Annotated in this window: 15 protein-coding genes; 6 read left to right on the top strand and 9 right to left on the bottom strand. The window is 60.2% G+C overall.

Going from position 1 to position 15666, the window contains the following annotated elements; translation table 11 throughout:
- Positions 1-56: 56 nt before the first annotated feature.
- The 3 genes from spoT to gmk all read right to left on the bottom strand — a co-directional run bounded on the left by spoT (position 57) and on the right by gmk (position 3229).
- Positions 57-2174, bottom strand: coding sequence for a bifunctional GTP diphosphokinase/guanosine-3',5'-bis pyrophosphate 3'-pyrophosphohydrolase (spoT, locus tag HNR62_RS11060; RefSeq protein WP_204796148.1), 2118 nt, complete (start codon positions 2172-2174; stop codon positions 57-59).
- Between the two features lie 100 nt (positions 2175-2274).
- Positions 2275-2550 (bottom strand): DNA-directed RNA polymerase subunit omega, encoded by a 276-nt coding sequence (rpoZ, locus tag HNR62_RS11055; RefSeq protein WP_204796147.1) that lies wholly within the window; start codon positions 2548-2550, stop codon positions 2275-2277.
- 49 nt (positions 2551-2599) lie between these two features.
- On the bottom strand, positions 2600-3229 hold the full coding sequence (gmk, locus tag HNR62_RS11050) for a guanylate kinase (protein ID WP_204796146.1): 630 nt from the start codon (positions 3227-3229) through the stop codon (positions 2600-2602).
- 335 nt (positions 3230-3564) lie between these two features.
- Between gmk and HNR62_RS11045 the strand changes: the two genes are divergently transcribed.
- Entirely contained in the window at positions 3565-3861 is a 297-nt protein-coding gene (locus tag HNR62_RS11045; RefSeq protein ID WP_204796145.1) for a DUF6482 family protein, read from the top strand.
- 44 nt (positions 3862-3905) lie between these two features.
- Positions 3906-4139, top strand: a complete 234-nt coding sequence (locus HNR62_RS11040) for a hypothetical protein (protein ID WP_204796144.1) — start codon at positions 3906-3908, stop codon at positions 4137-4139.
- 7 nt (positions 4140-4146) lie between these two features.
- Here HNR62_RS11040 and HNR62_RS11035 read toward each other — a convergent pair whose 3' ends face one another.
- Positions 4147-7365, bottom strand: coding sequence for a DEAD/DEAH box helicase (locus HNR62_RS11035; protein ID WP_204796143.1), 3219 nt, complete (start codon positions 7363-7365; stop codon positions 4147-4149).
- Between the two features lie 406 nt (positions 7366-7771).
- Between HNR62_RS11035 and HNR62_RS11030 the strand changes: the two genes are divergently transcribed.
- Positions 7772-8695 (top strand): ketopantoate reductase family protein, encoded by a 924-nt coding sequence (locus HNR62_RS11030; RefSeq protein WP_204796142.1) that lies wholly within the window; start codon positions 7772-7774, stop codon positions 8693-8695.
- Between the two features lie 98 nt (positions 8696-8793).
- Here the strand turns inward: HNR62_RS11030 and HNR62_RS11025 are convergent, their stop codons facing one another.
- On the bottom strand, positions 8794-9657 hold the full coding sequence (locus HNR62_RS11025; protein WP_204796141.1) for a YicC/YloC family endoribonuclease: 864 nt from the start codon (positions 9655-9657) through the stop codon (positions 8794-8796).
- 156 nt (positions 9658-9813) lie between these two features.
- On the opposite strand from HNR62_RS11025, the gene rph reads away from it, so the two are divergent.
- Together rph and pyrE are read left to right on the top strand one after the other, a co-directional pair.
- Entirely contained in the window at positions 9814-10536 is a 723-nt protein-coding gene (gene rph / locus HNR62_RS11020; protein ID WP_204796140.1) for a ribonuclease PH, read from the top strand.
- A 158-nt stretch (positions 10537-10694) separates the two neighbouring features.
- Positions 10695-11336 (top strand): orotate phosphoribosyltransferase, encoded by a 642-nt coding sequence (gene pyrE, locus HNR62_RS11015; protein WP_204796139.1) that lies wholly within the window; start codon positions 10695-10697, stop codon positions 11334-11336.
- Between the two features lie 233 nt (positions 11337-11569).
- On the opposite strand, the gene mscS is transcribed toward pyrE, so the two are convergent.
- The 4 genes from mscS to coaBC are packed head-to-tail and all read right to left on the bottom strand — an operon-like array spanning position 11570 to position 14766.
- Positions 11570-12424: a small-conductance mechanosensitive channel MscS gene (gene mscS / locus HNR62_RS11010; RefSeq protein WP_204796138.1), complete on the bottom strand. Its 855-nt coding sequence runs from the start codon at positions 12422-12424 to the stop codon at positions 11570-11572.
- A 59-nt stretch (positions 12425-12483) separates the two neighbouring features.
- Positions 12484-13086 (bottom strand): nucleoid occlusion factor SlmA, encoded by a 603-nt coding sequence (gene slmA, locus HNR62_RS11005; protein ID WP_204796137.1) that lies wholly within the window; start codon positions 13084-13086, stop codon positions 12484-12486.
- Positions 13087-13103: 17 nt separating this feature from the next.
- Positions 13104-13562 (bottom strand): dUTP diphosphatase, encoded by a 459-nt coding sequence (gene dut / locus HNR62_RS11000; RefSeq protein ID WP_204796174.1) that lies wholly within the window; start codon positions 13560-13562, stop codon positions 13104-13106.
- A complete protein-coding gene (coaBC, locus tag HNR62_RS10995; RefSeq protein WP_204796136.1) occupies positions 13546-14766 on the bottom strand; it encodes a bifunctional phosphopantothenoylcysteine decarboxylase/phosphopantothenate--cysteine ligase CoaBC in 1221 nt (406 codons plus the stop codon). The genes dut and coaBC overlap by 17 nt, the downstream gene beginning before the upstream one ends.
- Positions 14767-14888: 122 nt before the next feature.
- On the opposite strand from coaBC, the gene radC reads away from it, so the two are divergent.
- On the top strand, positions 14889-15563 hold the full coding sequence (gene radC, locus HNR62_RS10990; protein ID WP_204796135.1) for a RadC family protein: 675 nt from the start codon (positions 14889-14891) through the stop codon (positions 15561-15563).
- Positions 15564-15666: the final 103 nt, after the last annotated feature.

Raw genomic sequence — 15666 nt, 5'->3', positions numbered from 1 at the left:
GGTGAGGGACTTTGGCTTCTTACACCTCACCCCTCACCCCTCACCCCTCACCGGATTTACTTCCGCAGCCGATAGACCTTTAGCACGTTGGGGGTCACCCGGATTTTGCGCATGATATTGGCCAGATGAATACGGCTCTTGGTGGTGATCAGCAGCTCGACCACATAGACGCGGCCGTCCTTTTCTTCGGTGGCGATGCTGTGAATATTGGCGCCGGTGGCGGCGATCACATTGGCCAGCTCGGCCAGGGCACCCTGATGGTTGATGATCTCGATGCCGATTTCGGTCTTGAACTCGAAATCGAAGTCCTGCTCCATGTCCCACTGCACCGGCAGGTACTTGTCCGGTTCCTTGCCGTAGCCGCGGATGTTCTTGCACGACTCCAGATGCACCACCAGGCCGCGGCCGGGGCTGATATGAGCCACTATGGGGTCGCCGGGAATAGGACGACAGCAATTGGCGAAGTTGAGCAGCATGTCGTCGGCGCCGCGAATGGGCATCTTTTTCATGGCCCTGGGGCGCTCTGTCGGCATCTCGTTCGGCTTGCTCAGCAGACGGCGGGCCACCACCACGCTCATGGCGTTACCCAGGCCGATATCCGCCAGCAGGTTGTTGATTGCACCATGTTTGGTATCTTTCAGTACCTGCTCGACACGCTCGGCCGGAATGTCTTCCAGGTTTTTGGCGCCCAGGGCATGGTTGAGCAGTCGTTTGCCCAGCAGCACCGATTCTTCGGTGCGCAGGTTTTTCAGGAACTGGCGGATCTTGGTACGGGCGCGCGAGGTGACCACAAAGTTGAGCCAGGCCGCATTGGGCCGGGCACTGGGTGCCGTGATGATTTCTATGGTTTGCCCCGAATGCAGCGGCTGGCTGAGCGGGAACGGCTGACGGTCGACCCGGGCGCCGACGCAGGCATGGCCGATGTCGGTGTGCACCGCATAGGCGAAGTCGACCGGGGTGGCACCCGAGGGCAGTTCCAGAATGCGGCCTTCCGGGGTGAAGACGTAGATTTCATCCGGAAACAGATCGGTTTTGACCCCTTCGATAAACTCGAACGAAGAGCCGGCACTCTGCTGCAGTTCGAGCAGGCTTTGCATCCAGCGCTGGGCCCGCACCTGGGCGGTGGTGTCGGAACGTTCGGTGTCCTGCTTGTAGGCCCAGTGCGCCGCCACGCCTTTATCGGCCATCTGCTCCATGTATTCGGTACGGATCTGCACTTCCACCGGCACGCCGTGCGGCCCCACCAGCGAGGTGTGCAACGATTGATAACCGTTGGTCTTGGGAATGGCGATGTAGTCCTTGAAGCGACCCGGGCGCGGCTTGTACAGGGTGTGCATCTGGCCCAGTACCCGGTAGCAGGTATCTATGTCTTTCACGATCACCCGAAAGGCATAGATATCCATCACCTCGTGGAACTGCAGTTCCTTCTTTACCATCTTGTTGTAGATGGAGAACAGGTTCTTTTCCCGCCCTTTGACCTGGGCTTCTATGCGGGAGTCATCCAGCCGTCCGCTGACCTCTTCCCTGATCGATTGAATGATCTCGCGCCGGTTGCCCCGGGCCCGGCGTACCGATTCGCGCAGCACCCGGGTACGCATGGGGTAGAGGGCTTCCAGCCCCAGCTCTTCCAGCTCGTTCTTGATGCTGTGAATACCCAGACGGTTGGCGATGGGCGCATAGATTTCGAGGGTTTCCCGGGCGATGCGGCGGCGTTTGTCCGGGCGTAATGCGCCCAGGGTACGCATATTATGGGTGCGGTCGGCCAGCTTGATCAGTATGACCCGGATATCCTGGGTCATGGCCAGGACCATCTTGCGGAAGTTTTCGGTCTGGGCTTCCTTGCGATCCCGGAACTTGAGCTTGTCGAGTTTGGATACGCCTTCAACGAGATCGGCCACCGCCGTGCCGAACTGCTGTTCGAGCACGTTTTTGGTGACCGGGGTATCTTCGATGACGTCGTGCAGCAGGGCTGCCATCAGGGTTTCGTGATCGAGGTGCATCTCTCCCAGAATACGCGCCACCGCCACCGGATGGGTGATATAGGGCTCGCCGCTGGAACGGGTTTGCCCCTGGTGGGCATCCCGGGCCACCACGTAGGCGACCTTTAGCTGCTCTACCTGCTCAGCCGGCAGATAACTGGTGGCAAGCTCCTTGAGAGATTCAAATAGATACAAGTGATACCCCGACAGTCGATGCCGTTTATACGCGATTCAGAGGTAAGGCCCGTTCAGACCTGAACGGGCCAGCCGGCGCCGGCCGGAGGACACACCGGATTTAGAGGCGGCCTTCGGCAATGGCTGCCACGGCAGCCAGTTCGGCCGCTTCCATTTCCTGCTGTTCCTGGCGATCCTGTACATCCATCACCGCATGGTTGACCAGGCCCTGTTCTATTTCCCGCAGAGCGATAACGGTCGGCTTGTCGTTTTCCGGGGCGACCAGCGGATCCTTACCCTGAGTGGCCAGTTGGCGGGCGCGACGGGAAGCAACCAGAACCAGATCAAAACGGTTGCCTACCTGCTCAACAGCATCTTCAACAGTAACGCGTGCCATAATGGACTCCAATGATTAAAAAAGGTGCAAAATTCTAATGGATCTTAGCTTATTCCGCCAGTAGTCCGGAAAGCAAGTCCTGGAAACGTATCGCCTGCTTGCCGGTATTGGCACGCTCGGCCTCGATAATGGCGCTGAGCTGGTTCAACGCATGGTCGAAATCGTCGTTAACCAGCAGATAGTCGTATTCGTCGTAATGGGACATTTCCGACACCGCCTTGTCCATGCGGCCCTTGATGACCTCGGCGCTATCCTGCTGGCGTGCGTTCAGGCGGCGTTCCAGCTCTTCCCGGCTCGGCGGCAGAATAAAGATGGATTTGGCGTTGGGTGACTGGGCGCGGATCTGGCGGGCGCCCTGCCAGTCGATATCCAGCAGAATATCGATACCGTTTGCCAGCTGCTCATCGATCCACTCGCGCGAGGTGCCGTAGTAGTTGCCGAACACCTGGGCCCACTCGTAAAAGGCGCCGCGATCGATCAGCGCCTGAAACCGGGGTTGGTCCACAAAGTGATAATGAACCCCGTCCTCTTCGCCCGGGCGCCTGGCTCTGGTGGTATGAGAGACGGAAACCTGCAGCTTGCCGTCGGTGCTGGGGCGTTCCAGCAGCGCCTGGATCAGGCTGGATTTGCCTGCGCCGCTGGGAGAAGAAATAATAAATAAGGTACCGATGTGCGCCATAATATCGTGCCCGTTCTGGGGTTATCTGCCAGCGCCGAGCATGGGGCTGGAACCAAGGGCGGCAAAGCTTACCAGAAGACGACAGATAAAAAAATGGCCGTTGTAAATACAACGGCCAGTCAAAGGTAACTATAGCTTGCTGCGGAAGTGCCCTCCACGCAAATTGCATTATGATCAGCTCGACGCTTCGGCTCTATCAGTTTTTACCTGACATAAACCTCGTGAAAACCGAGCAATCATTCGATCAGCTCGAGCAGTGCTGCTGAATGAAGACGACCGGCAGGCCGGTCAGAATGAATCGATACGCACTTTTAATGACGCGAGAGGAAGACAGGATGATCACTCTGACCCATCTGCTGAGCGAACAGCCGAAAGTGGAACGGCTGTCGATTCAGTCACACGACATGTGCATGTATCTGGTTGAACTGATTCAGGCCGGTAATACCGACTTGTTGGCCGGCGATGATGGTCGGCCCCTGGTGTTTCGCAGCATCGAGCATATCAAGCAGCAACTGGCGGGCCTGCAAGTAGCCAGTGCCGTGCTGGTGCAGCACTCCCCCTACCATGAAATGATTGGCCTGGCAGATGATCCTGTGCCGCCGATGGAGATTGCAATCGTCTGGCCATGCTGAGTGAGCGTACCTGCCTGCATGGACTGCCTGCATGGACTGCCTGCATGGACTGCCGGCAGGATGAGAGGCCCGCTTTTTCAGCCTTCCGTCGGGTTTTTCCGGACCACATCGACCTTGTGCTGCTCCTTGGTCCACTTGCCCTGGGGCTTGTCGATGTACTGAAAATGCTCGTTGGTAAAGCTGCCCTGATGAAGTCGGCCCGGGCTTCGGTGAGCATGAACCGGCATTCGAAGGTCGGCGACCGCCATCGCCGCACCGAGCCTGTTTTGGCATGGTGACCGGAAACTAACCCAGCAGCGCCAGCAGGCTGTCTGAATCCGAGGGCAGGCCGGCGGCTCCGGCATCGCTGAACAGGGCATCGGCCAGCGCCTGTTTTTGCTGCTGCATCTGCTGGATGCGCTCTTCCACCGTATCGGCGGCCACCAGTTTGTACACGAATACCGGCTTGTCCTGCCCGATACGGTGGGCCCGGTCGGTGGCCTGGTTTTCCACCGCCGGGTTCCACCAGGGATCCACATGGATGACCACATCCGCCGCCGTCAGGTTCAGGCCGCTGCCGCCGGCCTTGAGGCTGATCAGAAATACCCGAACCTCGCCCTGCTGAAAGCGGTCTATGGCCTGCTGGCGCTTGCGGGTCTGGCCGGTGAGCTTGCTGTAGCCGATGTGCTGCTGCTTGAGTTCGGTTTCGATCAGGCCCAGCACCTCGGTAAACTGGGAGAACACCAGAATATGACGGCCTTCTTCCAGTAACCGGGGAAGGGCATCCGCCAGCCAGTCCAGCTTGGCATGCTCCTTGACGTCGGCGGCTTTCTCCAGCTTGACCAGCCGCGGGTCGATACAGGCCTGGCGCAACTTGAGCAGGGCATCGAGAAACTCGATGTGGCTGCGGGCCATGCCTTTCTGGGCGACCAGGGTACGCAGCCGCTGTTCCATGCTGATCCGGATGCTTTCGTACAGCGCCCGTTGTTTGCCCTGCAACTCCACATACTGGGTAATTTCGGTTTTTTCCGGCAATTCTTTCACCACCTCGCCCTTGGTTCGGCGAAGCATAAAGGGCGCCAGTCGCTGGCCCAGCTCTTGCTGCCGCTGCCGGTTGCCGTCGTTTTCGATGGGCTGACGATAGCTGCGGTTGAAGCGGCTGCGGCCACCGAGCAGACCGGGCAGCACGAAATCCATCAGTGCCCACAATTCGCCCAGGTGATTTTCCAGCGGCGTGCCACTCAGACACAGGCGCAGGCCGCCCTTGAGCTCGCGCACCCGCTGGGCAACCTTGGTGGTGGGGTTCTTGATGGCCTGGGCTTCGTCCAGTACCAGCACGCCGAAGTGGTGCTGTGCATAACGTTCGCTGTCTCGCAGCAGGAGCGGGTAGGTGGTGATCACCAGGTCGTGCTCGGCTATCTGGTCGAAGGCGGCATGCCGTTGGGGGCCGTGAATGATCAGTACTCTGAGATCGGGGGTAAAACGGCTGGCTTCATGCTGCCAGTTGCCGACCAGGCTGGTGGGCGCCAGTATCATGGCCGCTTGTGGCAGCCGGTCGTTTTCCTTGAGATGCTGGATCAGCGCCAGTGCTTGCAGCGTCTTGCCGAGCCCCATGTCGTCGGCCAGAATGCCGCCGAAACCATAACGATGCAGAAAGCCCAGCCAGTTCAGCCCCAGCTGTTGATAGGGACGCAGCTCTGCATGCAGGCCGGCCGGCACCGGCACCGGCACCGGCTGCAGGCCGGTGAAATCCTGCAACTGTGCCATCATGGCTTGGGTCAGCGGTGCCTGGCGAACATCCAGCTCCAGGCCCTGCAACTGCGCCGCCTGAAAGCCGGGCAGGGTCACGGGCTGGTCGAGCCGTTTCTGGTCGAACAGCTCCATCAGCAGATCGCGAATGGTCCATAGCGGCTGGGTATCCACCCGCAGCCAGTCGTCGCCGACCGGCAGCAGCAGTTCGGACGGCATGTCGGCCTGCAGCCAGGCACCGATCACCTCCATGGTGTCGAGCCTGGTCTCGCCCAGTTGCAACCCCAGCGAGAAGTCGAACCAGCTGTTGTGGCCGTCCTGCAGCTCGATGTCGAAGCGGGCGTCGTGTATCTCGAACCGGTAATCCGGCGTCTGGCTGATGCGCCAGCCCTGTTTTTCCAGCTCGGGAAAGTCCTGCTCCAGCAGTGCCTGCCATTCACGCAGGACCTGAGCGTCATCATGGGTGTCCGGCGTCCAGAGTTCGTCCAGCCTGGTGTTGAGCCAAAGTCCCAGATCGTACAGCCGATCGCAGTAGTCGTGTTCGGCCGTTTCATTCCGTTTAATCAGGTACTGGCGGCCACCGTGCTCATGGATTTGTGCCTGTTCGGGAACCTCGGAAAAATAGCAGGGGCGCTGAACGATTCCGGCATAGTCGAAATGCAGTTGCGCCCCGGGCCGCGGTAGTCCCTCCGGTGTTTGTGCTACCGTCAGCACCAGGTGCGGCACGGGGGTATCGGCGGTAATCAGCTCCGGCTCCTGTTCCAGCGGCAACTGCTCGGGGGTAAAGGCCCGGCGCAGGTGTGCAGAGGTGATGGCCATTTGCTCCTTGGGCACCGGCGGCATGGCGCACAGGTGCGCAATCCGCTCACCGCTGAGGGGCGTGATAATGTCACCGATAATGCCCTTTTCCCGGTTCAGGTAGCAGGGCGGGTGAACGGCCAGCAACTGCCACTGGGGCAAGCCTTCAAGTCTGGCCACCAGTTGTTGGCCGTCATCGGACGCCTGCCAGTGCCAGCTCAGGGGGCGGGGTTCATCCTGCCGCAAGGGCTGATTGCCAAAGGCCGGCATTAAACGCCGGCTGGGTAATAAGTGCGTGAGTGCCTGATGACCATCCTCGCCCTGCAGCGTGAGCATGTTGCTGTTGTAGCTGGCCAATGCCGGCAACAGCCTCAGGATCCGTATGTCTTCCGGCAGGAAGAAGGCCGGCGCATACTGGGTCAGCTCATAGACACTGACGTAATGGGGCTTTTGCTGGCCCCAGCTGCCGTCTTTTTTCAGGTAGGCCTTGTACAGGGCCAGCACAAAGCGGTCTCGATAATACTCCAGCCGGTACAGCAGATAGTGCCGGCCCGGCTGTAACTCCGACCCACCCGGGTGGCGCTCGATCTCGGCAGGCAGCTCGGCCAGCCACTGTGTCAACGGTGACTTGCCGGGGACCTTTTCCGGTGTTTTTGCGGTGTCCGGTACTTTTGCGTGGCCCGGTGCTTTTGCGTTGTCAGGTGCCTTCGCTTGGTTCAGCCACTGCAAGCCCGCCGCCACCCCGTGCTTGCAGTTGTATCCCACCGGGCAACTGCAGTCCGAGACCAGTTGCTGGCCTTCCCAGAACAGGAACACCTCATAAGGGGCAGGCTCGTTGCCCTGTACTTCGGCGATAATCTGCTCATGGACCGGGTCCAGTGTGGTATGGATCACCTTGCGCTGGCGAAAATAGGTCTCGCCCCGCTTGAAGGCCGCCGGATCGGTTATTTGTCGGATATCGTCGAGGGTGAAATGCATGGCTTGCGACTCTGATGCTGGTCTGAAAAAGGCAGGCGATTACTTTAATACGATGGGGCGCGGCAGACAAACGGGGGAGGGCCATTTGCCCACCACCCGTTGCTCGATTTGTTTGATGCGATCGGTCAGAGCGGTCGCCATCGCCATATTATCGAACAGGCCGAATGCCCCTCAAGGTGAATATCGGTACAAGGCGGCGGCTGGGAATATTCGGTGTCGGCGGATGTTTTGCGTGACCTGTTGGCCCATGTTTGGCACCGTAACATTTTGCAGCGTAGCATTTGGCCGCGTAACTTGGCTGCATAACTTGGCCGCAGAGCAATAGCCGGGCGATGGGAGCCAGGTCGCCTGCCATGGGCTGCGTGCCCCCTTGCCACACCCAATCAAGAGAAGAGGACAGCTTTACATGAAGATACTTATCGTTGGTGCCGGTGCCGTGGGCGGCCTCTTTGGTGCTTTTCTGCATCGGCATGGGGCGGATGTCCGTTTTCTGGTCCGGCCGGAACGACAGCGGCAGCTCGAGGGCCCAGGACTCACCCTGACATTGCCATCGACCCAGCTTCATTTCAGGCCCAAGCTGGTGACCGCCGCAGAGCTGGATGGCGATTATCAGCTGATTGTGCTGAGCAACAAGGCCTATGCCCTGCCCGGCGTGATGGACGATATTCGTGCTGCCGTCGGCGAGAGCACCCGCATCCTGCCCCTGCTCAACGGTATCCGGCATCTGGATCTGCTCGACCGGCAGTTTGGCCGGGAGCGGGTACTGGGGGGCATCGCCAAGACCATAGCGACCCTGGCGGATCCGACCACCATCAGCGTCAGCAACCCCTACAGCAGCCTCACCATCGGTGCCCGTTTCCCCGCCCAAGAGGCCATGGTCGAGAGGGTGGTCGCCTTGATGACGGAAGCGGGCATCACGGTCGAGGCCAGCGAGGATATAATGGGCGACATGTGGGATAAATTCTGCCGGATGGCCGCGCTGGGCGCCAGCAACTGCCTGTTGCAGGGGACTGTGGGTGAGTATATGCAAAGCCGGGCAGGGGGCGATATCGCGCTGCGGCTGTTTCATGAATGTACCGAAACGGCCGCCGCCCATGGGCATCCACTGGGCGAGGCGGCCATCGCCGGCTTCCAACGGGCACTAACCAATCCGGGCTCCCGGTTTAATTCGTCCATGTATCGGGATATGCAAAACGGCCTGCCGATCGAGGGGGAGCACCTGGTGGGCGATATGCTGAGCCGGGCAGAGCAGGCCGGCGTGCCTTGCCCCATGCTGACGGTGGCGAATGCCGTGCTGCAGACCTACAGCGCCAGGCTGAGTGGCAACTAATTACCACCTGTACTGCGTGCGATGGCCGCTGAAATAACAAGCCCCTGAATATCAGGGGCTTGTGGTTCTGGTGAGGCAAGCAAAGGTGGCGCAGGATATTACTCGATGTTCTGGATCTGCTCCCGCATCTGCTCGATAAGCACTTTCAGCTCCACCGCCGAATTGGTGATGTCGGTGCTGATCGACTTGGATCCCAGGGTGTTGGACTCGCGGTTGAACTCCTGCATCATGAAGTCCAGCCGACGGCCACAGGCGCCGCCCTTTTTCAGGATCTTGCGGGTCTCGCCGATGTGGGTAACCAGGCGGTCCAGCTCTTCGGCCACGTCCACCTTCTGGGCCAGCAGCACCATTTCCTGCTCCAGGCGCTGGGGCTCCAGCTCGATCTTGGCTTCTTCAAACCTGTCCAGCAGCCGCTGCCGCTGCCAGGCCATGATGGCGGGCATCTCGGTCTTGACCTTGGTCACTTCCTGCCCGATGCCGGTGAGACGCAGTTCTATCAGATCCTTCAGCTTGTCGCCTTCGCTGGCGCGGGCGGCGAGGAAATCGTCAACCACTTTATCCAGGCACGCCATCAGCTGATTGCTGAGCGCATCCATGTCCTGTGCCTGGGCTTCCATCACCCCCGGCCAGCGCAGAATGTCGACCGGGTTCAGGCTGCCCTGACCGGCTTTTTCCATCACCCAGGTGGCGCCTTCGATCAACTGTTCGGCCAGTGCCTTGTTCATCTGCAGCTGACCCTGGCTGGCCAGGTTGCTCTCGAAACGCAGGGCGCATTCTACCTTGCCCCGTTGCAGGCGGGCGCGCAGCTTTTCGCGCACCAGGGGCTCCAGGCTGCGGAACTGTTCGGGCAGCCGGGTGTAGGTTTCCAGATAGCGCTGGTTGACCGAGCGGATTTCCCAGACGGCGGTGCCCCAGTCCTGTTTGAATTCCTGCCGGGCGTAGGCGGTCATGCTGTGGATCATGTGATTCCCATTGTGTGTTGCGGGTTAATCGGTCAAGTCTGACACAGGCCGCCGTTTCCGCCAATGGCTGGCCGCATGCAATGGCCGGCCAGTTTCTCTATAATGGCGGCGTTTCGCCCGCCGGGCGGCACGAATTTATTCCTACTGGAGAATGCCATGTCTACACGAGCCTGCGGACGCGCGGTCGATGAAATGCGACCCGTTACCATCACTTCCAATTATACCCGTCATGCCGAAGGCTCGGTGCTGGTGGAATTCGGTCATACCAAGGTGCTGTGTACCGCCTCGGTAGAAAAAGGCGTGCCGCGTTTTTTGCGTGGCAAGGGCCAGGGCTGGGTAACGGCGGAATACGGCATGCTGCCACGCTCTACCCACAGCCGGATGCATCGCGAGGCGGCCAAGGGCAAACAGGGCGGTCGCACCATGGAAATTCAGCGGCTGATCGGACGCTCGTTGCGCGCCGCCATGGATTTGAACAAGCTGGGTGAATACACCATTACCGTGGATTGCGACGTGATCCAGGCCGACGGTGGCACCCGCACCGCCGCCATTACCGGTGCCTGTGTGGCGCTGGCCCATGCCCTGACCTGGATGCAGGGTCAGGGTATGATCGTTGAAAGCCCGCTCAAGACCCTGGTGGCCGCCATTTCCGTGGGCATCGTCGATGGCCAGGCGGTCTCGGATCTGGAATATACCGAAGACTCCGCCGCCGAAACCGACATGAACGTGGTGATGACCGCCGAAGGCAAGATGATCGAGGTGCAGGGCACCGCCGAAGGCGAACCCTTCAGCCACGAAGAGCTGCTGGCCATGCTGGCCCTGGCCCGCAAGTCTATCGACGAGCTGGTGGAGCACCAGCGCCGGGCGATTTCGGGTTAAATTACCGCCCGATACAGCCAAAATATCAGGCAGAGGCCAGATCCAGTAAGCAGACCCTCCGCGCCAAGGATGGCGCGGCGGAGCCCCCAGGGATGGGTTTACGGCGTGTCAGCGTCTGGAGCTGGGCTCTGTGAGCAAGCAATATTGCGGAGAGCAGAATGAAAGCCTACCAGCGTGATTTTATCGAATTTGCCATGGCCAAAGAGGTGCTTAAGTTTGGCGAGTTCACCCTCAAGTCCGGGCGCAAGAGCCCCTATTTCTTCAATGCCGGCCTGTTCAACAGTGGCCGCGATCTGGCGCGCCTGGGTTGTTTCTATGCCGCCGCGCTAGTCGACGCGAATACCCAGTACGATGTGCTGTTCGGCCCGGCCTACAAGGGCATTCCCATCGCCAGCGCCACCGCGGTGCAGTTGGCGGAGCTGCACGATCAGGACGTGCCCTACTGCTTCAACCGCAAGGAAGCCAAGACCCACGGCGAGGGCGGCAACCTGGTGGGCAGCCCGCTTGTTGGCCGCATCATGCTGGTGGACGACGTGATCACCGCCGGTACCGCCATTCGCGAGTCGATGGACATCATTCAGGCCAACGGCGCCGAGCTTGCCGGCGTGCTGATAGCCCTCGACCGGCAGGAAAAAGGCAAGGGCGAGTTGTCGGCGATTCAGGAAGTGGAGCGGGACTATAATGCCGAAGTGACCGCCATCATTACCCTGGCCGATCTGATTGACTACCTGAGTGAACAGCCAGGTATGAGCGAGCATCTGGAGCGGGTGCGGGCCTACCGGGAGCAGTACGGTATCTGACGAAGCTGGCTGGACGTGCGGTGAACCTCGGCCAAAGCGACGGCTTCTCGACACGCTTCAAGCACATCCATGTGACGCTCGACAAATGCCATCCATGGCATTTGATCGGTCGTGAAGTCGCTCCCTTTGCCCTCCTTAACCGGGGATGGCGCTGCCTGTGTCGGATTGCGCAGTATGGAGCATGAAATAAAAAAGCCGCTGAAAGCGGCTTTTTTATTGGTGAGACGGAGGGCTCAGGCCTTGTCTTCCCGGAACAGGTGCACGTCCATCTGCGGGAAGGGAATGCCGATGCCATTGGCGTCCAGTTCGCTCTTGATCTTCTCCAGCAGGTCGAACTTCAGGTTCCAGTAGTCTTCGGCCTTGACCCAGGGGCGCACGATAAAGTCCACGGAAGAGGCGCCGAGATTGCTGACCGCGATGCGGCACTCGGGATCTTTCAGTACCCGGGAGTCTTCGCCGATGATGCGGGTCAGCACTTCCTTGGTCAGCTTGAGGTCGGCGCTGTAAGACACGCCAATCACCAGGTCCAGACGGCGGGTCTTTTCCCTGGAATAGTTGATGATGTTGTCGTTCAGGATCTTGGAGTTGGGCACCACTATCATGCGGTTGTCCGGGGTCATCAGTATGGTGGTGAAGATCTGTACCGACTGCACGGTCCCGGCGGTGCCGCCCGCTTCCACATAGTCACCGGCCTTGAAGAAACGAAAGCCGATCAGCAAGACACCGGCGGCAAAATTGGACAGGGAGCCCTGCAGTGCCAGGCCCACGGCCAGACCGGCGGCACCGACGATGGCCACGAAGGAGGCGGTTTGCACCCCGACCCGGCTGAGGGCGGCGATGATCACGAAGGCCAGCAGGCCATATTTGAGCATGCTGGTGACGAAGTCGGAGATGGTGTTGTCTATCTTGCGCGCCTTCATCACCCGGTTCATGCCGCCGGTGAGCATGCCGACCGCCATGAAGCCGATGATCAGGGTCAGCAGGGCGGCGGTAATGTTCACCGCATATTTGATCAGCAGTTCCTGGTTGTTCAGAATCCAGCTTTGGGCCTGGTTCAGTATGTCGGCGTTGAGAATTTCTGTTTCCATCGGCTTACCTCTCGGTGTCGTAGGGGGGCGCCGGATGATTCAGGCGCCATGTAGGTGGTTCAGATGGTCAACGCAGCCAGCTGCGGCTGCAGTAGCTGCCAGTGGCTGTCGAAGTGATGGGTGGGCTTGATGCGGAACTGGCTGCGCACGTACTGGTTGATACGTCCTTCCACATAGGCCAGCAGCAGGTTGGCCAGCACGGTTTCGTCTTCGGCGAATCCCTCTCCTTCGTACAGACGACGCTCGCGCATCACCTGCTTGAGCTGGGTATTCAGCCGCTCGAACAGCTGATGGATGCGCGCCAGCAGCCGTTCGTGTTCGCCCTGCAGGGCGTCACCGTTCAGCAGCCGGGTAATGCCCGGATTGCGCTCGCAGAAACCCAGCACCAGTTGCATGATGTAACGCAGGCGCAGGGCGCTGTCTTTTTCATCCTGCAGTATCAGGTTGATGCGGGAGAAGAGAGTGTCTTCGATAAAGTCGATGAGCCCCTCGAACATCCGGGCCTTGCTCGGAAAATGGCGGTACAGCGCCGCTTCCGAGACCCCCACCTCCACCGCCAGTTTGGCGGTGGTGATACGTTGGCCCGGGCTGGTTTCCAGCATGTGGGCCAGGGCCTGCAAAATTTGTTCACGACGATTTTTCTTGTTTTGGGTATTGGCCATAGACGTGCTCAACTCGGTTATTGGCGACCGGAAGAACCAAAACCGCCTTCTCCCCGTTCGCTTTGGTCAAACTCGTTAACGAGCGTAAACCGGGCCTGCACCACGGGCAGGATCATCAGTTGAGCGATGCGCTCACCCGGCGTAATGGTGAACTGTTCCGCACCACGGTTCCAGCAGGATACCATTAACTGTCCCTGGTAGTCAGAGTCAATCAGCCCCACCAGATTGCCCAGCACTATGCCGTGTTTATGGCCCAGGCCGGAGCGGGGCAGTATGGTGGCGCACAGACCGGGATCGGCAATATGAATGGCGATGCCGGTGGGCAGCAGTTGGGTTTCTCCCGGTGCCAGTGTCAGGGGGGCGTCCAGGCAGGCCCGCAAATCCAGGCCGGCGGAGCCCGGTGTGGCATAGGCAGGCAGGGGGAAGTCGGTGCCCACGCGGGGGTCGAGAATTTTCAGCTCAATGGGTGTCATGATATTTTTCTGCAATTAGGGTGATTAGGTGTCTGGCCAGTTCGGCTTTGCCGGCCAGGGGTAATTCGGTTTGCCCTGTGGGCCAGAATACGGTCAGGGCGTTGTCGTCGGCGTTGAAGCCCTGGCCGGCGGTGGCCACGTTGTTGGCCGCAATCATGTCCAGCCCCTTGCGGTCGAGCTTGTCCCGGGCGTATTTTTCCACATCCCGGGTTTCGGCGGCAAACCCGACGGTAAAGGGCTTGTTCGGTAGCGCCGCCACATTGGCCACGATATCCGGATTTTTGGTCAGTTCTATGACCATGGTATCGGCCGCGGTCTTCTTTATTTTGTGGCTGGCCACCGTCTTGGGCGCATAGTCGGCCACGGCGGCGCAGGCGATAAAAATGTGCTGGGTGTCAATGCCGGCCATGACCGCCGCGTGCATCTGGGCCGCGCTCTCCACATCTAGCCGCTGTACTCCGGTCGGGGTGACCAATGCCACCGGGCCGCTGATCAGGGTGACCTCGGCGCCCAGTTCGGCGGCGGCGGCGGCCAGGGCGAAGCCCATCTTGCCGGAGCTGTGGTTGGAGATAAACCGCACCGGATCCAGCGCCTCGCGGGTGGGGCCGGCGGTCAGCATCAGCCTGACTCCCGCCAGGGGCTGCGCCTTGGGCTGAGATGCCGGCGCAAAATGCTGCTCAATCAACGCCACCAGCTCCATCGGCTCCAGCATGCGGCCCGGGCCCACATCACCACAGGCCTGGGCGCCCTGAGCCGGCCCCCACACCAGGGTGTGGCGCCGGGCCAGGGTGGCCAGGTTGTCCTGAGTGGCGTGGTGGCGATACATCTGCTGGTTCATGGCTGGCGCCACCGCGACCGGGGCCGGTGTGGCCAGACACAGGGTGGTGAGCAGATCATCGGCCAGACCGGCGGCCAGCCGGGCCAGGGTATTGGCGCTGGCCGGGGCAATCAGGACCAGATCGGCCCACTTGGCCAGCTCGATATGACCCATACCGGCTTCGGCCGCCGGATCCAGCAGCGCATCGGATACCGGCTCGCCCGAGACCGCCTGCAGGGTAAGCGGAGTAATGAAGGACTTGGCCGACTCGGTCATCACCACCCGTACCTCGGCATGACGCTCCTTGAGCCGGCGAACCAGCTCGGCACTCTTGTAGGCGGCAATGCCGCCGCTGAGGCCGATTAAAATGCGTTTTCCTGTTAATGGCATCACTCTATTCCACAGGCTGACAGAGCGGCAAGATTATCACAAATGGCCGGCTTGTGCGGTGCGCGCAGGGGATTGGACTAGGCTTGATGAACCGATTCCGGCCATGGCGACAAGGAGGGGGCATGAGCATCAAGGACTGGCCAGAAGGGGAGCGCCCGCGGGAAAAACTGTTGAGCCGGGGGGCCGACAGCCTGTCGGATGCGGAGCTGCTGGCGATTTTTCTGCGCACCGGCGCCAAGGGCATGGATGCGGTCACCCTGGCCCGCACCCTGATCCACCAGTTTGGCTCTTTGCGCCAGTTGTTGCTGGCGGATCAACAGAGTTTTTGCCAAGGTCCCGGACTGGGGCAGGCCAAGTTTGTACAGCTGCAGGCCAGTCTGGAGCTGATGCGGCGATTTCTGGATGAAAAACTGGTACGGGAGCACGCCTTGACCAGCCCCGAGCTGACCCGGCAGTTTCTGCAGGCCCGGCTGCGGGATCAAACTCGGGAAGTGTTTGCCCTGCTGTTGCTGGACAACCAGCACAGGGTCATCGAGTTTTGCGAGCTGTTCTTCGGCACCCTGGACGCGGCGGCGGTTTACCCCCGGGAAATCGTCTCGCTGGTGCTGAAACGGGGTGCTGCAGCGGTGATTTTGGTGCATAATCATCCATCCGGAGTAGCCGAGCCCAGCCGGGCCGATCGCATGATCACCGAACGTATTCAGTCCGCTTTGGGCTTGCTGGATATCCGCGTGCTGGATCATCTGGTAGTGGGTGATGGCGAAACCGTTTCTTTTGCCGAGCGTGGCTGGCTTTAATGCCGGGCGTTTGGCTTTATTGTTGATCTCGAGCTCGGTATGCTGTATAAATTGCCGCCTTATTTTGCCCCGATAGACGGCCAACGGGGTGATTAATTGCTCG

It is taken from the genome of Oceanisphaera litoralis (assembly GCF_016907015.1).
Classification (GTDB): Bacteria; Pseudomonadota; Gammaproteobacteria; order Enterobacterales; family Aeromonadaceae; genus Oceanimonas; species Oceanimonas litoralis.
The sequence above is the reverse complement of the archived record's forward strand: the minus strand, read 5'-3'. Positions and strand labels throughout refer to the sequence as shown.

Excerpts from the sequence above, each read along its gene's own strand:
- rpoZ (WP_204796147.1), bottom strand. The coding sequence starts at position 2,550 with ATGGCACGCGTTACTGTTGAAGATGCTGTTGAGCAGGTAGGCAACCGT.
- gmk (WP_204796146.1), bottom strand. The coding sequence starts at position 3,229 with ATGGCGCACATCGGTACCTTATTTATTATTTCTTCTCCCAGCGGCGCA.
- HNR62_RS11045 (WP_204796145.1), top strand. The coding sequence starts at position 3,565 with ATGATCACTCTGACCCATCTGCTGAGCGAACAGCCGAAAGTGGAACGG.
- HNR62_RS11040 (WP_204796144.1), top strand. The coding sequence starts at position 3,906 with ATGGACTGCCGGCAGGATGAGAGGCCCGCTTTTTCAGCCTTCCGTCGG.
- HNR62_RS11035 (WP_204796143.1), bottom strand. The coding sequence starts at position 7,365 with ATGCATTTCACCCTCGACGATATCCGACAAATAACCGATCCGGCGGCC.
- HNR62_RS11030 (WP_204796142.1), top strand. The coding sequence starts at position 7,772 with ATGAAGATACTTATCGTTGGTGCCGGTGCCGTGGGCGGCCTCTTTGGT.
- HNR62_RS11025 (WP_204796141.1), bottom strand. The coding sequence starts at position 9,657 with ATGATCCACAGCATGACCGCCTACGCCCGGCAGGAATTCAAACAGGAC.
- rph (WP_204796140.1), top strand. The coding sequence starts at position 9,814 with ATGTCTACACGAGCCTGCGGACGCGCGGTCGATGAAATGCGACCCGTT.
- pyrE (WP_204796139.1), top strand. The coding sequence starts at position 10,695 with ATGAAAGCCTACCAGCGTGATTTTATCGAATTTGCCATGGCCAAAGAG.
- mscS (WP_204796138.1), bottom strand. The coding sequence starts at position 12,424 with ATGGAAACAGAAATTCTCAACGCCGACATACTGAACCAGGCCCAAAGC.
- slmA (WP_204796137.1), bottom strand. The coding sequence starts at position 13,086 with ATGGCCAATACCCAAAACAAGAAAAATCGTCGTGAACAAATTTTGCAG.
- coaBC (WP_204796136.1), bottom strand. The coding sequence starts at position 14,766 with ATGCCATTAACAGGAAAACGCATTTTAATCGGCCTCAGCGGCGGCATT.
- radC (WP_204796135.1), top strand. The coding sequence starts at position 14,889 with ATGAGCATCAAGGACTGGCCAGAAGGGGAGCGCCCGCGGGAAAAACTG.